General features: G+C 72.4%; 17 protein-coding genes. 11 read left to right on the top strand and 6 right to left on the bottom strand.

Translation table 11 applies throughout. The features are described 5' to 3' along the window. Nucleotides 1-786 (bottom strand): IclR family transcriptional regulator, encoded by a 786-nt coding sequence (locus tag ACZ45E_RS01415; RefSeq protein WP_468215082.1) that lies wholly within the window; start codon nucleotides 784-786, stop codon nucleotides 1-3. Between the two features lie 195 nt (nucleotides 787-981). On the opposite strand from ACZ45E_RS01415, the gene ACZ45E_RS01410 reads away from it, so the two are divergent. The 4 genes from ACZ45E_RS01410 (at nucleotide 982) to ACZ45E_RS01395 (ending at nucleotide 4,397) form a co-directional block, all read left to right on the top strand. Beyond that, on the top strand, nucleotides 982-1,629 hold the full coding sequence (locus tag ACZ45E_RS01410) for a lysophospholipid acyltransferase family protein (protein ID WP_468215081.1): 648 nt from the start codon (nucleotides 982-984) through the stop codon (nucleotides 1,627-1,629). Between the two features lie 242 nt (nucleotides 1,630-1,871). Continuing rightward, nucleotides 1,872-2,831, top strand: coding sequence for a GlxA family transcriptional regulator (locus tag ACZ45E_RS01405; RefSeq protein WP_468215079.1), 960 nt, complete (start codon nucleotides 1,872-1,874; stop codon nucleotides 2,829-2,831). A 106-nt stretch (nucleotides 2,832-2,937) separates the two neighbouring features. After that, nucleotides 2,938-3,936, top strand: a complete 999-nt coding sequence (gap, locus tag ACZ45E_RS01400; protein WP_468215076.1) for a type I glyceraldehyde-3-phosphate dehydrogenase — start codon at nucleotides 2,938-2,940, stop codon at nucleotides 3,934-3,936. A gap of 44 nt (nucleotides 3,937-3,980) precedes the next feature. Next, the gene (locus tag ACZ45E_RS01395; protein ID WP_468215074.1) at nucleotides 3,981-4,397 is read left to right on the top strand and encodes a hypothetical protein; all 417 of its coding nucleotides are present in this window, start codon (nucleotides 3,981-3,983) and stop codon (nucleotides 4,395-4,397) included. A 192-nt stretch (nucleotides 4,398-4,589) separates the two neighbouring features. Here the strand turns inward: ACZ45E_RS01395 and ACZ45E_RS01390 are convergent, their stop codons facing one another. Both ACZ45E_RS01390 and ACZ45E_RS01385 read right to left on the bottom strand, forming a co-directional pair. After that, a complete protein-coding gene (locus tag ACZ45E_RS01390; RefSeq protein WP_468215071.1) occupies nucleotides 4,590-5,228 on the bottom strand; it encodes a class F sortase in 639 nt (212 codons plus the stop codon). Between the two features lie 17 nt (nucleotides 5,229-5,245). Then, nucleotides 5,246-5,758, bottom strand: a complete 513-nt coding sequence (locus ACZ45E_RS01385; protein WP_468215070.1) for a hypothetical protein — start codon at nucleotides 5,756-5,758, stop codon at nucleotides 5,246-5,248. Nucleotides 5,759-5,980: 222 nt separating this feature from the next. On the opposite strand from ACZ45E_RS01385, the gene ACZ45E_RS01380 reads away from it, so the two are divergent. Beyond that, a complete protein-coding gene (locus ACZ45E_RS01380) occupies nucleotides 5,981-6,364 on the top strand; it encodes a hypothetical protein (protein ID WP_468215067.1) in 384 nt (127 codons plus the stop codon). Nucleotides 6,365-6,461: 97 nt separating this feature from the next. Here the strand turns inward: ACZ45E_RS01380 and ACZ45E_RS01375 are convergent, their stop codons facing one another. Next, a complete protein-coding gene (locus ACZ45E_RS01375) occupies nucleotides 6,462-7,571 on the bottom strand; it encodes a D-alanyl-D-alanine carboxypeptidase family protein (protein WP_468215065.1) in 1,110 nt (369 codons plus the stop codon). A 168-nt stretch (nucleotides 7,572-7,739) separates the two neighbouring features. Here ACZ45E_RS01375 and ACZ45E_RS01370 point away from each other — a divergent pair, with 168 nt between their 5' ends. The 3 genes from ACZ45E_RS01370 (at nucleotide 7,740) to ACZ45E_RS01360 (ending at nucleotide 9,543) form a co-directional block, all read left to right on the top strand. Further along, the gene (locus tag ACZ45E_RS01370) at nucleotides 7,740-8,189 is read left to right on the top strand and encodes a cyclic nucleotide-binding domain-containing protein (protein ID WP_468215063.1); all 450 of its coding nucleotides are present in this window, start codon (nucleotides 7,740-7,742) and stop codon (nucleotides 8,187-8,189) included. 157 nt (nucleotides 8,190-8,346) lie between these two features. Then, the gene (locus ACZ45E_RS01365; RefSeq protein ID WP_468215991.1) at nucleotides 8,347-9,018 is read left to right on the top strand and encodes a TetR family transcriptional regulator; all 672 of its coding nucleotides are present in this window, start codon (nucleotides 8,347-8,349) and stop codon (nucleotides 9,016-9,018) included. 114 nt (nucleotides 9,019-9,132) lie between these two features. Further along, the gene (locus tag ACZ45E_RS01360) at nucleotides 9,133-9,543 is read left to right on the top strand and encodes a Zn-ribbon domain-containing OB-fold protein (RefSeq protein ID WP_468215060.1); all 411 of its coding nucleotides are present in this window, start codon (nucleotides 9,133-9,135) and stop codon (nucleotides 9,541-9,543) included. Nucleotides 9,544-9,673: 130 nt separating this feature from the next. On the opposite strand, the gene ACZ45E_RS01355 is transcribed toward ACZ45E_RS01360, so the two are convergent. After that, nucleotides 9,674-10,066 (bottom strand): nuclear transport factor 2 family protein, encoded by a 393-nt coding sequence (locus ACZ45E_RS01355; RefSeq protein ID WP_468215058.1) that lies wholly within the window; start codon nucleotides 10,064-10,066, stop codon nucleotides 9,674-9,676. A gap of 86 nt (nucleotides 10,067-10,152) precedes the next feature. On the opposite strand from ACZ45E_RS01355, the gene ACZ45E_RS01350 reads away from it, so the two are divergent. Next, nucleotides 10,153-10,740, top strand: coding sequence for a PadR family transcriptional regulator (locus tag ACZ45E_RS01350; RefSeq protein ID WP_468215055.1), 588 nt, complete (start codon nucleotides 10,153-10,155; stop codon nucleotides 10,738-10,740). A 231-nt stretch (nucleotides 10,741-10,971) separates the two neighbouring features. Continuing rightward, nucleotides 10,972-11,346, top strand: coding sequence for a helix-turn-helix domain-containing protein (locus ACZ45E_RS01345; RefSeq protein ID WP_468215053.1), 375 nt, complete (start codon nucleotides 10,972-10,974; stop codon nucleotides 11,344-11,346). 6 nt (nucleotides 11,347-11,352) lie between these two features. Here ACZ45E_RS01345 and ACZ45E_RS01340 read toward each other — a convergent pair whose 3' ends face one another. Beyond that, nucleotides 11,353-11,766, bottom strand: a complete 414-nt coding sequence (locus ACZ45E_RS01340; protein ID WP_468215050.1) for a DUF488 domain-containing protein — start codon at nucleotides 11,764-11,766, stop codon at nucleotides 11,353-11,355. A 164-nt stretch (nucleotides 11,767-11,930) separates the two neighbouring features. On the opposite strand from ACZ45E_RS01340, the gene ACZ45E_RS01335 reads away from it, so the two are divergent. After that, nucleotides 11,931-12,563: an HdeD family acid-resistance protein gene (locus tag ACZ45E_RS01335; RefSeq protein ID WP_468215048.1), complete on the top strand. Its 633-nt coding sequence runs from the start codon at nucleotides 11,931-11,933 to the stop codon at nucleotides 12,561-12,563. Nucleotides 12,564-12,599: the final 36 nt, after the last annotated feature.

The following is a 12,599-nucleotide window of genomic DNA, read 5'->3' as shown; positions in this document are numbered from 1 at the left end:
TCAGCCGTGCAGGCCGAAGGCGCCGCCCGTGTCGAGACGGAGCAGCTGCTCGATCTCGTGCGCGGCGGGCCGCAGCACGGCGAGAGCGTCGCCCGTCGTGATGCGCTCGCGCGGCCCGTGCACGCTGAGGGCGGCGACGACCTGGCCGTCGTGCCGGGTCAGCGGGACGGCGAGCGCCGCGATGCCGTCCTCGTCGTCGTCGGTGGACGTCGCCCACCGGGTGCCGTTGATGACGGCGAGTTCGTCGGCGCCGGGCATGGCGACACCGCGTTCGCCGAGCGGCCCGGTGATCTCCGGCGAGCACAGTGCCGCGAGCAGCCGGCCGGAGGCGCTGGAGGTCAGACTGAGCCGGTCGCCGAGGAGCAGCGTGGCGTGCAGCGACCGTCCCGGGTCGGCGCGCTGCACGACCCGGGCCGTGTCCGTGTCGAGCACGGCGATGCTGACGACCTCGCCGGCCTGCCGGGCGGCGCGTTCCAGCAGCGGTGCCGTGCGTTCGCCGATGCCCGCCTGGCGCAGCGCCGCGTGTCCCAGATGCGCCGGGCGCAACGTCAACTGGTAGGAACCGTCCGGGAGTTGCTCCATCCAGCCCGCGGCCTCCAGCGTGACGAGCTGGCGGTGGGTCTCGGCCCGTGAGGTGCCCAGCGTCCGGGCCAGGGCCGAGACCCGGACGGGTTCCGTCGTGTCGGCCAGGGTGTCGAGCAGACCGAGGATCTTCACGACAGTGGTCAGCGGAGGGGTGGCCGGTCGGGCGGGCTTCGGCGTCGCGGCGCCTGTCACACTATGCATGACACCGTCTTTCTTTGAGAGACGGCGGGACTTTAGGTAGCCGCCGGGCGTTGCACAAGAGGCTGCCGCGTTAAATCCCGGTCACCTGATCCGCACGGCGGCGGGGCCCAGCCGCGAATTGAGTACGCGCACTCAGGCCCCGGAGGGCCGTCCCGGCCGACGATGGCGTCACCGTCGCCGCCACCGGGAGTCACCTTGCTCAGTCGTCTCGCCGCCCTGCTGGTGCCGACCGTCGGCCGGTTGACCGTGACCGCCGACGAGGGGGTCCTCCTTGCGCCGGGCAGCCTGCTCGTCGCCAACCACACCTCGGTCACGGACCCCGCCGTCGTACTGGCGGCGCTGCGACGCCTCGGCGCCCGGCCCGTGGTCATGGCCGCCGCGGGGCTGTGGCGCGCCCCGTTGCTCGGCCGCGCTCTCGCCCGCGAGGGGTACATTCCCGTGCACCGCGGGGACCGCCGCGCCGCCCGCGCCCTGGACCTCGCCGCCGCGGCACTGGGGGAGGGGCGGCTGCTGCTCGTCTACGCCGAGGGCGGGATACCGGCCCGCGCCGACGCGACGGAAGCCGCACCGCGCGCGTTCCGCAGCGGGGTCGCCCGGCTCGTCGAACGCACCGGCGCGCCCGTCGTGCCCGTCGGCCAGGCCGGGGCGCGGCGCATCAGCTCGGGTGGCGTCGCCAAACAGGTGGCCGGGGTGCTGACCGCGCCGGTGCGGCGCCCGGCCCTGCACGTCCACGTGGGGGCACCGCTCACCCTGACCGGCGACCGCGCCGCCCGAACGCGCCGGGCGCACACCGCGGTCACGGACGCCTGGCGGATCGCCGCCACGCGACTGGGACGCCCCTGAGCGTCTTCGTCTCCGTGGCGCCACGAGTGTTTCCCGGATACGCCTGGCGTGCTTGCCGAGGTCTCCGGCGCGACGCCGTGTGGTCACCGGCCACGCCGCCGCCCGTCTGTCTTCACCACTTGGGCGCGCCGCCCGCCGGACCATCCGCCCGCAGCAGCCCCCGCCGGGCCGCCCGCGCTGGACCGCCCGTCCGGAGCCGCCCCCGCAGGAGCGCGCCGCCGGCTCCGCGTACGCTCGTGCCCGTGCCCGCCCCCTCCCGCCTGCATCGCGTCGCCGTCCTTGTCAGCGAGGGTGCCAAGCCGCTCGACGTCGGCATCCCTGCCCAGGTCTTCACGACCCGCGCGAGCATGCCGTACGAGGTACGGGTGTGCGGTGCGGCGCCCGGCCCGGTGACCGGCGGCGACGGACTGTCGTACGTCGTCGCCCACGGCCTGGAGGCGCTCGCGTGGGCCGACATCGTCTTCGTCCCCGGCTACCGGTTCCCGGACCGCGACGATCCACCGCCCGCCGTCATCGACGCGCTGTCCGCGGCCCACGAGCGGGGCGCGCGGCTCGCCGCCATCTCGACGGGGGCCTTCGCGCTCGCCGCCACCGGCCTGCTCGACGGGAAGCGGGCCACCACGCACTGGCACTACACGAAGGCGCTCGCCGCCAGACATCCGCGGGTACGCCTCGACGAGAACGTCCTCTTCGTCGACGAGGGCTCCGTGCTGACCTCGGCCGGCGCCGCCTCCGGCATCGACCTGTGCCTGCACATCCTGCGCGGCGACCTGGGCGTGGCCGCGGCGAACCACGCGGCCCGACGGCTGGTCGCGGCCCCGTACCGCAGCGGCGGCCAGGCGCAGTACGTGCCGCGCAGCGTGCCCGAACCGCTCGGCGAACGGTTCGCGGCCACCCGCGAGTGGGCGCTGCGCCGGCTCGGCGAACCGCTCACCCTGGAAGTGCTCGCCGAGCACGCGGCGGTGTCACCGCGCACCTTCTCGCGGCGCTTCGTCGACGACACCGGCTACACGCCGATGCAGTGGGTGATGCGGGCCCGGATCGACGTGGCCCGCGAACTCCTCGAACGTTCCCAGCTCGCCGTCGAGCAGATCGCCGCGGACGTCGGCCTCGGCACCGGCGCCAATCTGCGCCTGCACTTCCAGCGCATCCTCGGCACCACACCGAGCGAGTACCGGCGCACGTTCGCCCGGCGCGACTAGGCAGTTGTCGCCATGGCGGGATCCTTGCGGACCATGGCGATCATGCCGCTGTCGCCGGTGGTCGCCGCGCGCGAGTCTGGGGGCGAAGAGAGAAGGGACCTCACTCATGACTCGCATCGCCATCAACGGTTTCGGCCGCATCGGACGCAACGTGCTGCGCGCCCTGCTCGAACGCGACACCGCGCTGGAAATCGTCGCCGTCAACGACCTCACCGAGCCCGCCGCTCTCGCGCGGCTGCTCGCCTTCGACTCGACGGCCGGACGGCTCGGCCGCCCGGTGAGCGCCGACGGGGACGCCCTCGTGGTCGACGGCCACCGCATCACCGTGCTCGCCGAGCGGGAACCGGCCCAACTGCCCTGGGCGGACCTGGGTGTTGACCTCGTCCTTGAGTCGACGGGCCGCTTCACCTCCGCCAAGGCCGCCCGCGCCCACCTCGACGCGGGTGCGCGGAAGGTGCTGGTCTCCGCGCCGTCGGACGGCGCCGACGTCACGCTGGCCTACGGCGTCAACACCGACGCGTACGACCCGGCCCTGCACACGATCGTCTCCAACGCCTCCTGCACGACCAACGCGCTCGCCCCGCTCGCCGCCGTCCTGGACGAACTCGCCGGGATCGAGCACGGGTTCATGACGACGGTGCACGCCTACACGCAGGAGCAGAACCTCCAGGACGGCCCGCACCGCGACGCCCGCCGGGCCCGCGCCGCCGCCGTCAACATCGCGCCGACCACCACGGGCGCCGCCAAGGCGATCGGCCACGTCCTGCCGAACCTCGACGGGAAGCTGTCGGGCGACTCGATCCGGGTGCCGGTACCAGTCGGCTCGATCGTCGAACTCAACACGACCGTCGCGCGCGATGTGACGCGTGACGACGTACTGGCGGCCTACCGCGCCGCGGCTCAGGGCCCGATGGCCGGCATCCTCGAGTACTCCGAGGACGCGCTCGTCTCCTCCGACATCACGGGCAACCCGGCGTCGGCGATCTTCGACTCGGAGCTCACCCGGGTCGATGGCCGGCACATCAAGGTGGTCGCCTGGTACGACAACGAATGGGGTTTCTCCAACCGGGTCATCGACACGCTGGAACTGCTCGCCGGCCGTTGAGAGTTCGCCTGTTTGTGCGCGCCGAATACGGCTAATCGCAGACCATGGCAACTCAACGAGACAACGAGAACAGGACGAAGACCACACAGAAGACGGTGACCGGAGCGGCGGCCGGCACGGCCGCGAAGGCGAAGGACGCCGGGGACGCGGCCGGGAAGGTCGCGGAGTCGGCCGGTTCCGGCGCCGCGCGTGCCGCGGCCGGCGCGGGCGAGGCCGCGGGCCGCGCCGCGCAGACCACCGGCGCCGCCCTGAACACCGCCCGTGAGGGTGTGACGGCGGCGGCAGGTCAGGTGGCCTCCGCGGCCACGACCGCCTGGACCGTCCTGAAGAACCGCAAGCTGATCGCGGCGGGCGCCACCGTCGGCGCGACCGCCCTGACCGCGGCCTCCTTCGCGGCCGGACGCCGCGCGGAACGCGGCAGCCAGGGGCCGCTGACCCGGCTGACCGGGGGCCGTGTCTGACCCGACGGCGCTGCCGTGACACCCCGTCAGGAACCGGCGGGTGTACGGCAGCGCCACGGTCCGCTCCGGCGACGGGGATGAACGGACAGGGCAGCAGAACAGCAGGGCAGCAGAACAGCAGGACACCAGACAGAACGGCAGAGCAGCAGGACACGGCGTCTCACGAGTGCGCCGGATACGGCCCGCCCGGACTCAGGGCCGCTGGTGGACCCCGGTGAGCAACCCGTACAGGACGACGTTGCCCGTGTAGCCGGTGCGTTCGCTGTACGTGCCGCCGCAGGTGATGACGCGTAGCTCGGGCAGCCCCGTGCCGCCGTAGACGCGGCGCTCGGGGAAGCGGGTCTTGTCGACGACGTCGATGCCGTGGATCTCGAAGACGGCCGTTCTGCCGTCGGCCCGGTCGACCTCGATGTGCTGACCCTTCTTCAGGGAGCCGAGACCGTAGAAGACGGCGGGGCCGTCCGCGTTGTCGACATGGCCGTCGATGACGGAGGTGCCGAGCTCGCCGGGGCTGACCGCGCCGGTGAACCAGCCCGCCACGTTGGCGTTCCCGGGCGGCGGTGCCTCCAGCCAGCCCCGTGCGTCACGACCGACGCGGGTCAGCGGTGCGTCCACCCCGATCTGCGGGATACGGACCCGTACGGGCACGGCGGCGGGGAGCGGATCGGCGGGCGGCGTCGTGGTGCCGAGCTTCGCGGCGCCCGGGTCGGGCTGCGGCGGACCGTCGGCGCTGGACGCGCCGTGGTGCACGAGCACCACGCCGGCCAGCAGGATCACGGCCAGCAGCGCCCAGGGCGGGCGGCGGGTCCCCGATGCGGAGGCCGGGGGCATGGGCGACGGCCCGGCCGTCAGCCGTCGGTGCGGCGCTTGCGCAGCCGCAGATATCCCGCGCCGAGCGCGCCCGCGATCAGCAGGCCGCCCCCGGCCACCAGCACGGGGTCGGTGCCGCCCGAGCCGCCGCCGACCCCGGCCTTCACACCGTGATGGACATTGGAACCGGAATGCGTGCTGTCCGTCGCGATGGTGAGGCGCGCCGTGCCCTTTTCGCCGTCGCAGTCGAAAGTGACCTCGTACTCGGCGCCCGGTTTGGCGTCCGGATAGATCCGTGCGGTTCCGGAATCCCCCTCATTGAGTTCGACATCGTCGAAGACCAGCGCCGTCACGCGCACGGTGGGGACTTCGCATTCCGTGGTTTTGAGGGTGACTGTGCCACCGGCCGCGACCGTGGTCGGCGAGACGGTGAATCCGAAGGACGTGACGTCGGACTCCGTGCCCTCGTTGTCCGCCCCGGCGACCGGGGTGACCAGGCCGACCGTGGCGAGAGAGACGAGCGCGGCCGAGACCACGGATAGGGAACGCATACGAGCCCTCCGGAGAATAGGTGACCCGTCCGACGTTATGAGGGCGCGCCCGGACCGACCATTTTGTTGGGCCGAACGGGCGATGTTGGGAAGAAAAGGAAAATGCGTTTCCAGGGGGCGCGTGTTGCCGCCCGGTCCGACTTGCCGATTTGCATATCGTGGGTGCGCATCATCCAGCGCACGCAACTCCCGCAAAAGAAGAGCGAGTTGAATATGAACCGCATGAAGTACGCGTCAGCCGCCGCCCTCTCGGCGCTGGCGGTGCTGGCCGGGCCCGTGGCCGAAGCGACCTCGGCTCCGCACACCGCGGCCGTCCGGGCCCCGCGCCCGTCGGTCAGCGCGAAGGCGACCGTTGGCAGCGTACGGGCGTGGCAGGAGTTCCGGATCTACGGGAAGACCGAGCACCTGCGGGCGGGCACCCGCGTGACGCTCCAGCAGATGCAGGGCAAGAACAAGAAGTGGGTGTCGCTGCCCGTCACCATGACGACCAACCGCACCGGCAACTACAACCTGCGCGTCAAGCTCGGCCTGATCGGGCGCAACTCGCTGCGCATCGTCGGCGGCGGAGCCGTCTCGCCGGTCGTCTACGTCAACGTGCATCGCTGACCGATCCCGCTCGGGACCGGGGAGTGCGCGGTCGTCGGCACAGGACGGCCGCGCCGGTCGATGGAACAGCGGAACAGCACATCGATGGAGCAACGCATCAGTGCAGCACGCGCCGTTTCCGCAGCCGCCGGTGGACGAGCAGGGGAGCACAGGTCAGGACGAGGAGCGCGGACGCGGCGCCGAGGTGCCGGACGAGTCCCGGCCCGGAGTCCGAGGGCTGCGCCGGTGCGGCCGGCGCTGCGGCCACGGACGCCGACTTGTGTGCTGCGGGGGCGTGTTGCGGGCCCGCGTTGTGCGCCGGGTGTGCCGGTGCCGCGACGAAGCCCCAGTCGAGCAGCGCCCGCGCCTCCTCGTAGACCGCGTTGAACGACCCCTGCTGGGGGTTCATCACGGTGACCAGGATCGTGCGGTCCGCGCGGGTGGCGGCGGTGACGAGGGTGCTGCCGGCCTGCGACGTGTAACCGTTCTTGACGCCGATCAGCCCCGGGTAGGGCTGCACCCCGTGCGATCCCACCAGCAGCCGGTTGGTGTTCTGGATCCCGAACGCCTTCGGGCCGCCGGAGGCCGGGAAGCGGGCCCACTTGGTGCCCATGTAGCGCCGGAAGTCGGGGTTCTTGAACCCTTCCCTGGCGATGAGCGCCAGGTCGTGCGCGCAGGAGTGCTGGCCGGGGGTGTCGAAGCCGTCCGGTGAACGTACCTGCGTGTCGTCGGCGCCGATGCGGCGGGCCGTGGCCTGCATCTGGGCGAGGGTGCGCGGCAGACCGCCGTTCATCCGCGCGAGGGTGTGCACCGCGTCGTTGCCCGAACTCAGGAAGACTCCGCGCCACAGGTCGCCGACCGTGTACCGGCTTCCCTCGTCGACGCCGACCAGGCTGCTGCCCTCGGCGACCTCGGCCAGATCGGCGTGGGTGGCCTGGTGGACGGTCTCCTGTCGCAGCTTCGGCAGCAGCGCCACCGCGAACAAGGTCTTCAGCGTGCTCGCCGGGGGCAGCCGGCGGTGGGGCGCCTTCGCCGCCAGTACCTGCCCGGAGCGCGCGTCCATGACCTCCCAGGACAGCGCCGACACGGCGGGCGCGGCGGGCGGGGCCGGGGCGGGGGCGGCGGCCCCGGCGGGACCGGCGAAGGCGCCGACGGTGACCGCCGCGCACCACCCTGACACCACGCACGCCTTGGTGGCGGCAGGGGAAAAGCGGAAGATTTTCGCCATGCCGGAAACGTAGGGGCGTGATCGTCGGCTCGCGCTCCGCTTACGCCATGTGGTCCAGGTGCGCGGGACAGGGGGAAGGAACTACTCTTTTCGGGCGACGGTTCGCCGTCCAGGCCCTGGTCGCGGCGTACGTACGCGGGAACGACACGACGGTGGAGGTGCTGCGCCATGACGGCTCGGACACGACTGCTGAACCGGCTTCCACGCGCCTACCGCGACCGGCTGATGGCCCTGGCCGAGGAGGTCTCCTTCGCCCAGGACACCCGGATCTTCGAGGAAGGGGACCGGGCCGACCGGTTCTGGATCATCAGGACCGGCATGGTCACGCTCGACGCGCGGATCTCCGATCGCACCACGCTCCCCATCGACCCGCTCGAACCGGGCGACCTGCTCGGCTGGTCGTGGCTGTTCGCGCCCTACGAATGGGACTTCGGCGCCGAGGCGTTCAGCCCGGTACGCGCCTACGAGTTCGACGCCGGCGCGGTGCGCGGCCTCTGCGATCTGGAGCCGGCCCTCGGCATGACCCTGCTGCACGGGGTGGCCGAGGTGATGGCGCACCGGCTGGAGTCGGCTCGTATGCAGCTGGTCGAGGCCCATCGGATGCACGGGCATCTCTGACCGTCGCGTTTGGAGCGTCCCCGGAGCGTTCCTGTCACCGACGTATGGCACTCAGTTCCCTGGGTGAAGGTACGTAGTGCCAAAGCGGTCCGCGCAGTGTTACGTTCCCGGCATGAGCGAGGCGCGCGAGGCAGGCGGGGCACAGAAGAAGGCACCCATGCGGGAGGTGCTGGCCGAGGCGGCGTTCCAGCTGTTCCTGGAGCGCGGCTTCGAACGGACGACCGTGGACGACATCGTGGCGCGGGCCGGCGTCGGGCGGCGTTCGTTCTTCCGGTACTTCCCGTCCAAGGAGGACGCGGTCTTCCCCGACCACGAGAGCTGCCTGGCCGACATGACCGCCTTCCTCGACGCCGCAGGGGGCGACCGGGACGCCGTCGACGTGGTGTGCGGCGGCGCGCGGCTCGTCCTGCGGATGTACGCCGCCAACCCCGAATTCTCCGTCCAGCGCTACCGGCTGACCCGCGAGGTGCCGGGCCTTCGGACCTACGAACTCTCCGTGGTGCGGCGCTATGAGCGCACGCTCGCCGGGTATCTGCGCCGACGCTGGGAGGGCGTCCCGGACGGCGCGCTGCGGGCCGAGGTCGTGGCGGCCTCCGTCGTCGCCGCGCACAACAACGCGCTGCGCACCTGGCTGCGTTCGGGTGGCGAGGGCGACGCCGACCGGTCCGTGGACCGGGCCCTCGACCTCGTCCGGCAGGTGTGGGGTACGGCCGCCGCGACCCCGGCGCCGACGGCCGCCGACGAGGAGGTCGTCGTCATGGTCGCCGCCAAGGGCGCCCCCATGTGGCGCGTCATCCAGCAGGTGGAATCGGCGCTGAGGAACGACTGAGCCGTACTTGAGGGGTACTCGGTATCTTTACCGAGCGGCACTGAGTGTCATACGCTGCCGACGTGCCGCGGCCGCAGCCCGGCGCGCGGCGGACGAGCGCGGGGAGACCGAGTGATGTCAGCGACAACCGGGACGTTCAGGGGCGGTATCGGCGTCATGACGCCGGCCACGGAGGGCGGAACGGGCTTCGCCCATCAGCGGTGCCGGTGGTGCGGCACCGCGTCGTTCCGGCGATTGTTGTGTCCGGTCTGCGCGTCGAGCGAGCTGGAGACGGAGTACAGCGCGGGGCCCGGCATCGTGGTGCAGAGCCGGGTCGTCCACCGCGGCACGGGGGTGGCGCGCAACGAGGCGCTCGTCCGTTTCCCCGAGGATTTCGTGGTGCCCTGCCGGATCGTGGGCACGGCCCCGCACATGGTGTGGGTGGGGGCCACGGTGCGCGCCGCGCGAGGTGCCCACGCCGACCCCGACTGCGGGGAGGTCGTCTTCGAGCTCGTCGACGCGGCCGCGGGCGGCGTCCGGCGCTGAGGCTGCCGCTGCCCGCCGGGCCGGTACGCGAAGCCCAGGACGGCAGGCGGCGCGGCGGGCCCGGGGACGCCGTCCTGCACGGAGGCGCAGTGGCCGGCCGGGGCCCGGCCTCCCCGCGTCTCCGTGTGCCTCACGCGTCGGCCGCCTCCTGGTTGATCCGGTCGAACTGCGCGCCCATCGCCTCGGCCAGCGCCTGCGCCGCCGACAGGGGGCGGACCATCACCATGAAGTCGTCGATCAGACCGTCCTCGTCGAAGTGCAGGAAGTCGCAGCCGGTGATCTGCCGGTCGCCGACCCGCGCCTCGAAGACCAGCGCGTGATCACGTCCGTCGGCGCTGCCGATCTCCCGTACGTAGCGCAGGTCCTCGAAGACCCGGGTGACGCCGCGCAGGATCGCCGCGGTGATCTTCTTGCCCGGGTACGGCTTGAACACGACCGGGCTGGTGAAGAGCACGTTCTCGGCCAGCATGGCCTCGACGGCCGCCAGGTCGCCCTTCTCCACCGCCGCGCGGAAGGGATGCACGAGCGCCACCTCATCTCTCTCAGCCTGATAGGCAATTATTTGAATAGGTGCGGGAGAGAATAATCGTCTCGCTGTATGGTGTCCATATGTCTCTCAAGTACGCCGTCCTGGCCGCGCTGTTGGAGGGTGAGGCGTCCGGATACGACCTGGCGAAGATCTTCGACGTCTCGGTGTCGAACTTCTGGGCCGCGACACCGCAGCAGCTCTACCGCGAGCTGGACCGGCTGGCCGGTGAGGGGCTGATCGACGCGCGGGTCGTGCCGCAGGAGCGCAGGCCGAACAAGCGGATGTTCACGCTGTCCGAAGCCGGCCGCGCCGACCTCGCCGCGTTCACGGCGAAGCAGCCGAAGCCGATGGCGATGCGCGACGAACTGATGGTGAAGGTGCAGGCCGTCGACGTCGGCGACCTCGACGCGGTACGTGAGCACGTCGAGGAGCGAATGGCCTGGGCACACGGCAAACTCGCCCGCTACGAGCGAGTGCGCGGGCATCTGCTCGGCGGCCTCGGCGAGGAGGAGTTCCTCGCCGACGGGGAGCGTGTCGGCCCCTATCTCACGCTGATGGGCGGCATCGCGCTGGAGGAGGAGTACCTGCGCTGGGGGCGGCGCGTCCTCGACGTCCTGGAGCGCCGGGCCTCGCGCACGGCGGACCGGGCCCCGGACACGGTGACCTGAAGCCGGCCGACGCGGGGGTTTCCGGGGGTGGCCCCGAGGGTGAAGCGTGCGCGAGGACGGAGACGTGACCGCGGCCCGGCGCGCCATGACCGAACCCGGGACATGGCCGAACCCGGTAAGTGGCCCGCCCCGGTGCTCGGTTGCCACGAGGAGCGCCCGGGCGCATCCTGACCGGTATCGCCCTGGGCGAAGCCCGGCCACCGCACCGGCTCCCCGCCGTAACCTGGCCCGATGAGCAACCACGAGACCCGCAGGCCCCGTTCCGCCCCCGCTCAGGAGCCGCTGTGGCGCCATGTCGTCGGAGACGTGCTGCGCCGCCGCCGCCGGGCGCAGGGGCGGACCTTGCAGGATGTCGCCGACGTGGCGGGGATCTCCATGCCCTACCTCTCCGAGGTGGAGCGCGGCCGCAAGGAGGCGTCGTCCGAGATGCTCGCCGCCGCGGCGGGCGCGCTCGGTCTCGGACTCGTCGACGTACTGGCTCTCGCGCAGGGCGAGTTGGCGCGGGCCGCCCAGCTCCCGAGGCCGGTCTCCGTCGCCGCCGTCACGACGCTCGGCGGGAGCGCGGGCGGCTCGCGCGGGCGCGGCACGATGTGCCTGGCCGCCTGACCCGGCTCAGGACGGCCCGGCGGGCCCCGCGGCGGGATGGTCACCGGGGCGGGCGAGGTGGCGTACGAGCACGGGTACGTGGCTGTGCTCGATGTCCTTCACCGAGGTCACCAGGGTGACGGGGCCCTGCCGGGCCAGGGCGCGTACATGCTCGACGAGGGCGGCGCGGACCGGCTCGGCCAGCTCCGCGCCGTAGCGCTCGGCGAACGCCTCGTACCGCCCGTCGCGGTCCTCGTGGTACCAGGCGCGCAACTCCCTGGACGGCGCGATCTCCTTCGGCCAGGCGTCGACCGCCGCCCGCTCCTTGGAGATGCCGCGCGGCCACAGGCGGTCGACCAGCAGACGGGTGCCGTCGGACGGAGCGGCCGGATCGTAGACGCGGCGGACCGGGAAGGGGCCGGGCGCTGCATTGGCGGTCATGGCTTCATTGTGCTGCTTTCCGCCGCTTTGTGTACGGGGTGAGGCGCCGCTTCGGTGCCGGCGCCGCGGGCGGGGCTCGCACGGAGCGCGGCGGCCGTCGCGGAGGTCACCCGTTCGGCCCAACCCCGCTGGCGTGCGGCGGGCGCCGGTGCGAACAGTCGGACATGACCCAAGCACCGCACGAACCGCAGAGTCCGCACCGGAGCACCGAACGGGACGCGCCGCCGCGCGATCCACAGGGCCCGCTCGGCAGACTCGCCGATGTCGCGTGGCAGGCGGTCCTGCTCGCGGGTGTCGCCGCGCTGATCCTCGGGGTGCTCGTTCTCGTGTGGCCCGGCGCCTCCCTGTGGGCCGCCGGCGTCCTGTTCGGCGTCTACCTCGTGGTCAGCGGCGTCTTCCAGCTGGTCACGGCGTTCGGTACCCATGTGACGGCGGGGCTGCGCGTGATGGCGTTCATCAGCGGCACCGTCTCGATCCTGCTCGGCCTGTTCTGTTTCCGCGGCTCGATGCAGTCGATCCTGCTGCTCGGCCTGTGGATCGGGATCGGCTGGCTGTTCCGCGGCATCACCCAGACCGCCGCGGCCGCGTCCGACGCCGCGATGCCCGCGCGCGGTTGGCAGATCTTCCTCGGGATCGTCAGCGCCCTGGCCGGCATCGTGCTCATCGTCTCCCCGTTCAGGTCGGTCGCCGTCCTCACCCTGGTCGGCGGCTGCTGGCTGGTGGCGATGGGCGTCGTGGAGATCGTCGAGGCGTTCATGCTGCGCGGCCGGGCCAGGAGACTGCCGCACGGCGTCTGAGAACTGTCCTCGCAGCCGCAACGCGATCGGCCCCGC

The organism is Streptomyces sp. NPDC030991 (genome assembly GCF_055571235.1).
Note: the sequence above shows the minus strand (reverse complement) of the source record. Positions and strands in the feature narration are given on the sequence as shown.

Bases quoted from the DNA above. Each gene is read 5' to 3' on its own strand.
- ACZ45E_RS01415 (WP_468215082.1), bottom strand. From the start codon at position 786: ATGCATAGTGTGACAGGCGCCGCGACGCCGAAGCCCGCCCGACCGGCC.
- gap (WP_468215076.1), top strand. From the start codon at position 2,938: ATGACTCGCATCGCCATCAACGGTTTCGGCCGCATCGGACGCAACGTG.
- ACZ45E_RS01395 (WP_468215074.1), top strand. From the start codon at position 3,981: ATGGCAACTCAACGAGACAACGAGAACAGGACGAAGACCACACAGAAG.
- ACZ45E_RS01390 (WP_468215071.1), bottom strand. From the start codon at position 5,228: ATGCCCCCGGCCTCCGCATCGGGGACCCGCCGCCCGCCCTGGGCGCTG.
- ACZ45E_RS01385 (WP_468215070.1), bottom strand. From the start codon at position 5,758: ATGCGTTCCCTATCCGTGGTCTCGGCCGCGCTCGTCTCTCTCGCCACG.
- ACZ45E_RS01380 (WP_468215067.1), top strand. From the start codon at position 5,981: ATGAAGTACGCGTCAGCCGCCGCCCTCTCGGCGCTGGCGGTGCTGGCC.
- ACZ45E_RS01375 (WP_468215065.1), bottom strand. From the start codon at position 7,571: ATGGCGAAAATCTTCCGCTTTTCCCCTGCCGCCACCAAGGCGTGCGTG.
- ACZ45E_RS01370 (WP_468215063.1), top strand. From the start codon at position 7,740: ATGACGGCTCGGACACGACTGCTGAACCGGCTTCCACGCGCCTACCGC.
- ACZ45E_RS01365 (WP_468215991.1), top strand. From the start codon at position 8,347: ATGCGGGAGGTGCTGGCCGAGGCGGCGTTCCAGCTGTTCCTGGAGCGC.
- ACZ45E_RS01360 (WP_468215060.1), top strand. From the start codon at position 9,133: ATGTCAGCGACAACCGGGACGTTCAGGGGCGGTATCGGCGTCATGACG.
- ACZ45E_RS01350 (WP_468215055.1), top strand. From the start codon at position 10,153: ATGTCTCTCAAGTACGCCGTCCTGGCCGCGCTGTTGGAGGGTGAGGCG.
- ACZ45E_RS01345 (WP_468215053.1), top strand. From the start codon at position 10,972: ATGAGCAACCACGAGACCCGCAGGCCCCGTTCCGCCCCCGCTCAGGAG.
- ACZ45E_RS01340 (WP_468215050.1), bottom strand. From the start codon at position 11,766: ATGACCGCCAATGCAGCGCCCGGCCCCTTCCCGGTCCGCCGCGTCTAC.
- ACZ45E_RS01335 (WP_468215048.1), top strand. From the start codon at position 11,931: ATGACCCAAGCACCGCACGAACCGCAGAGTCCGCACCGGAGCACCGAA.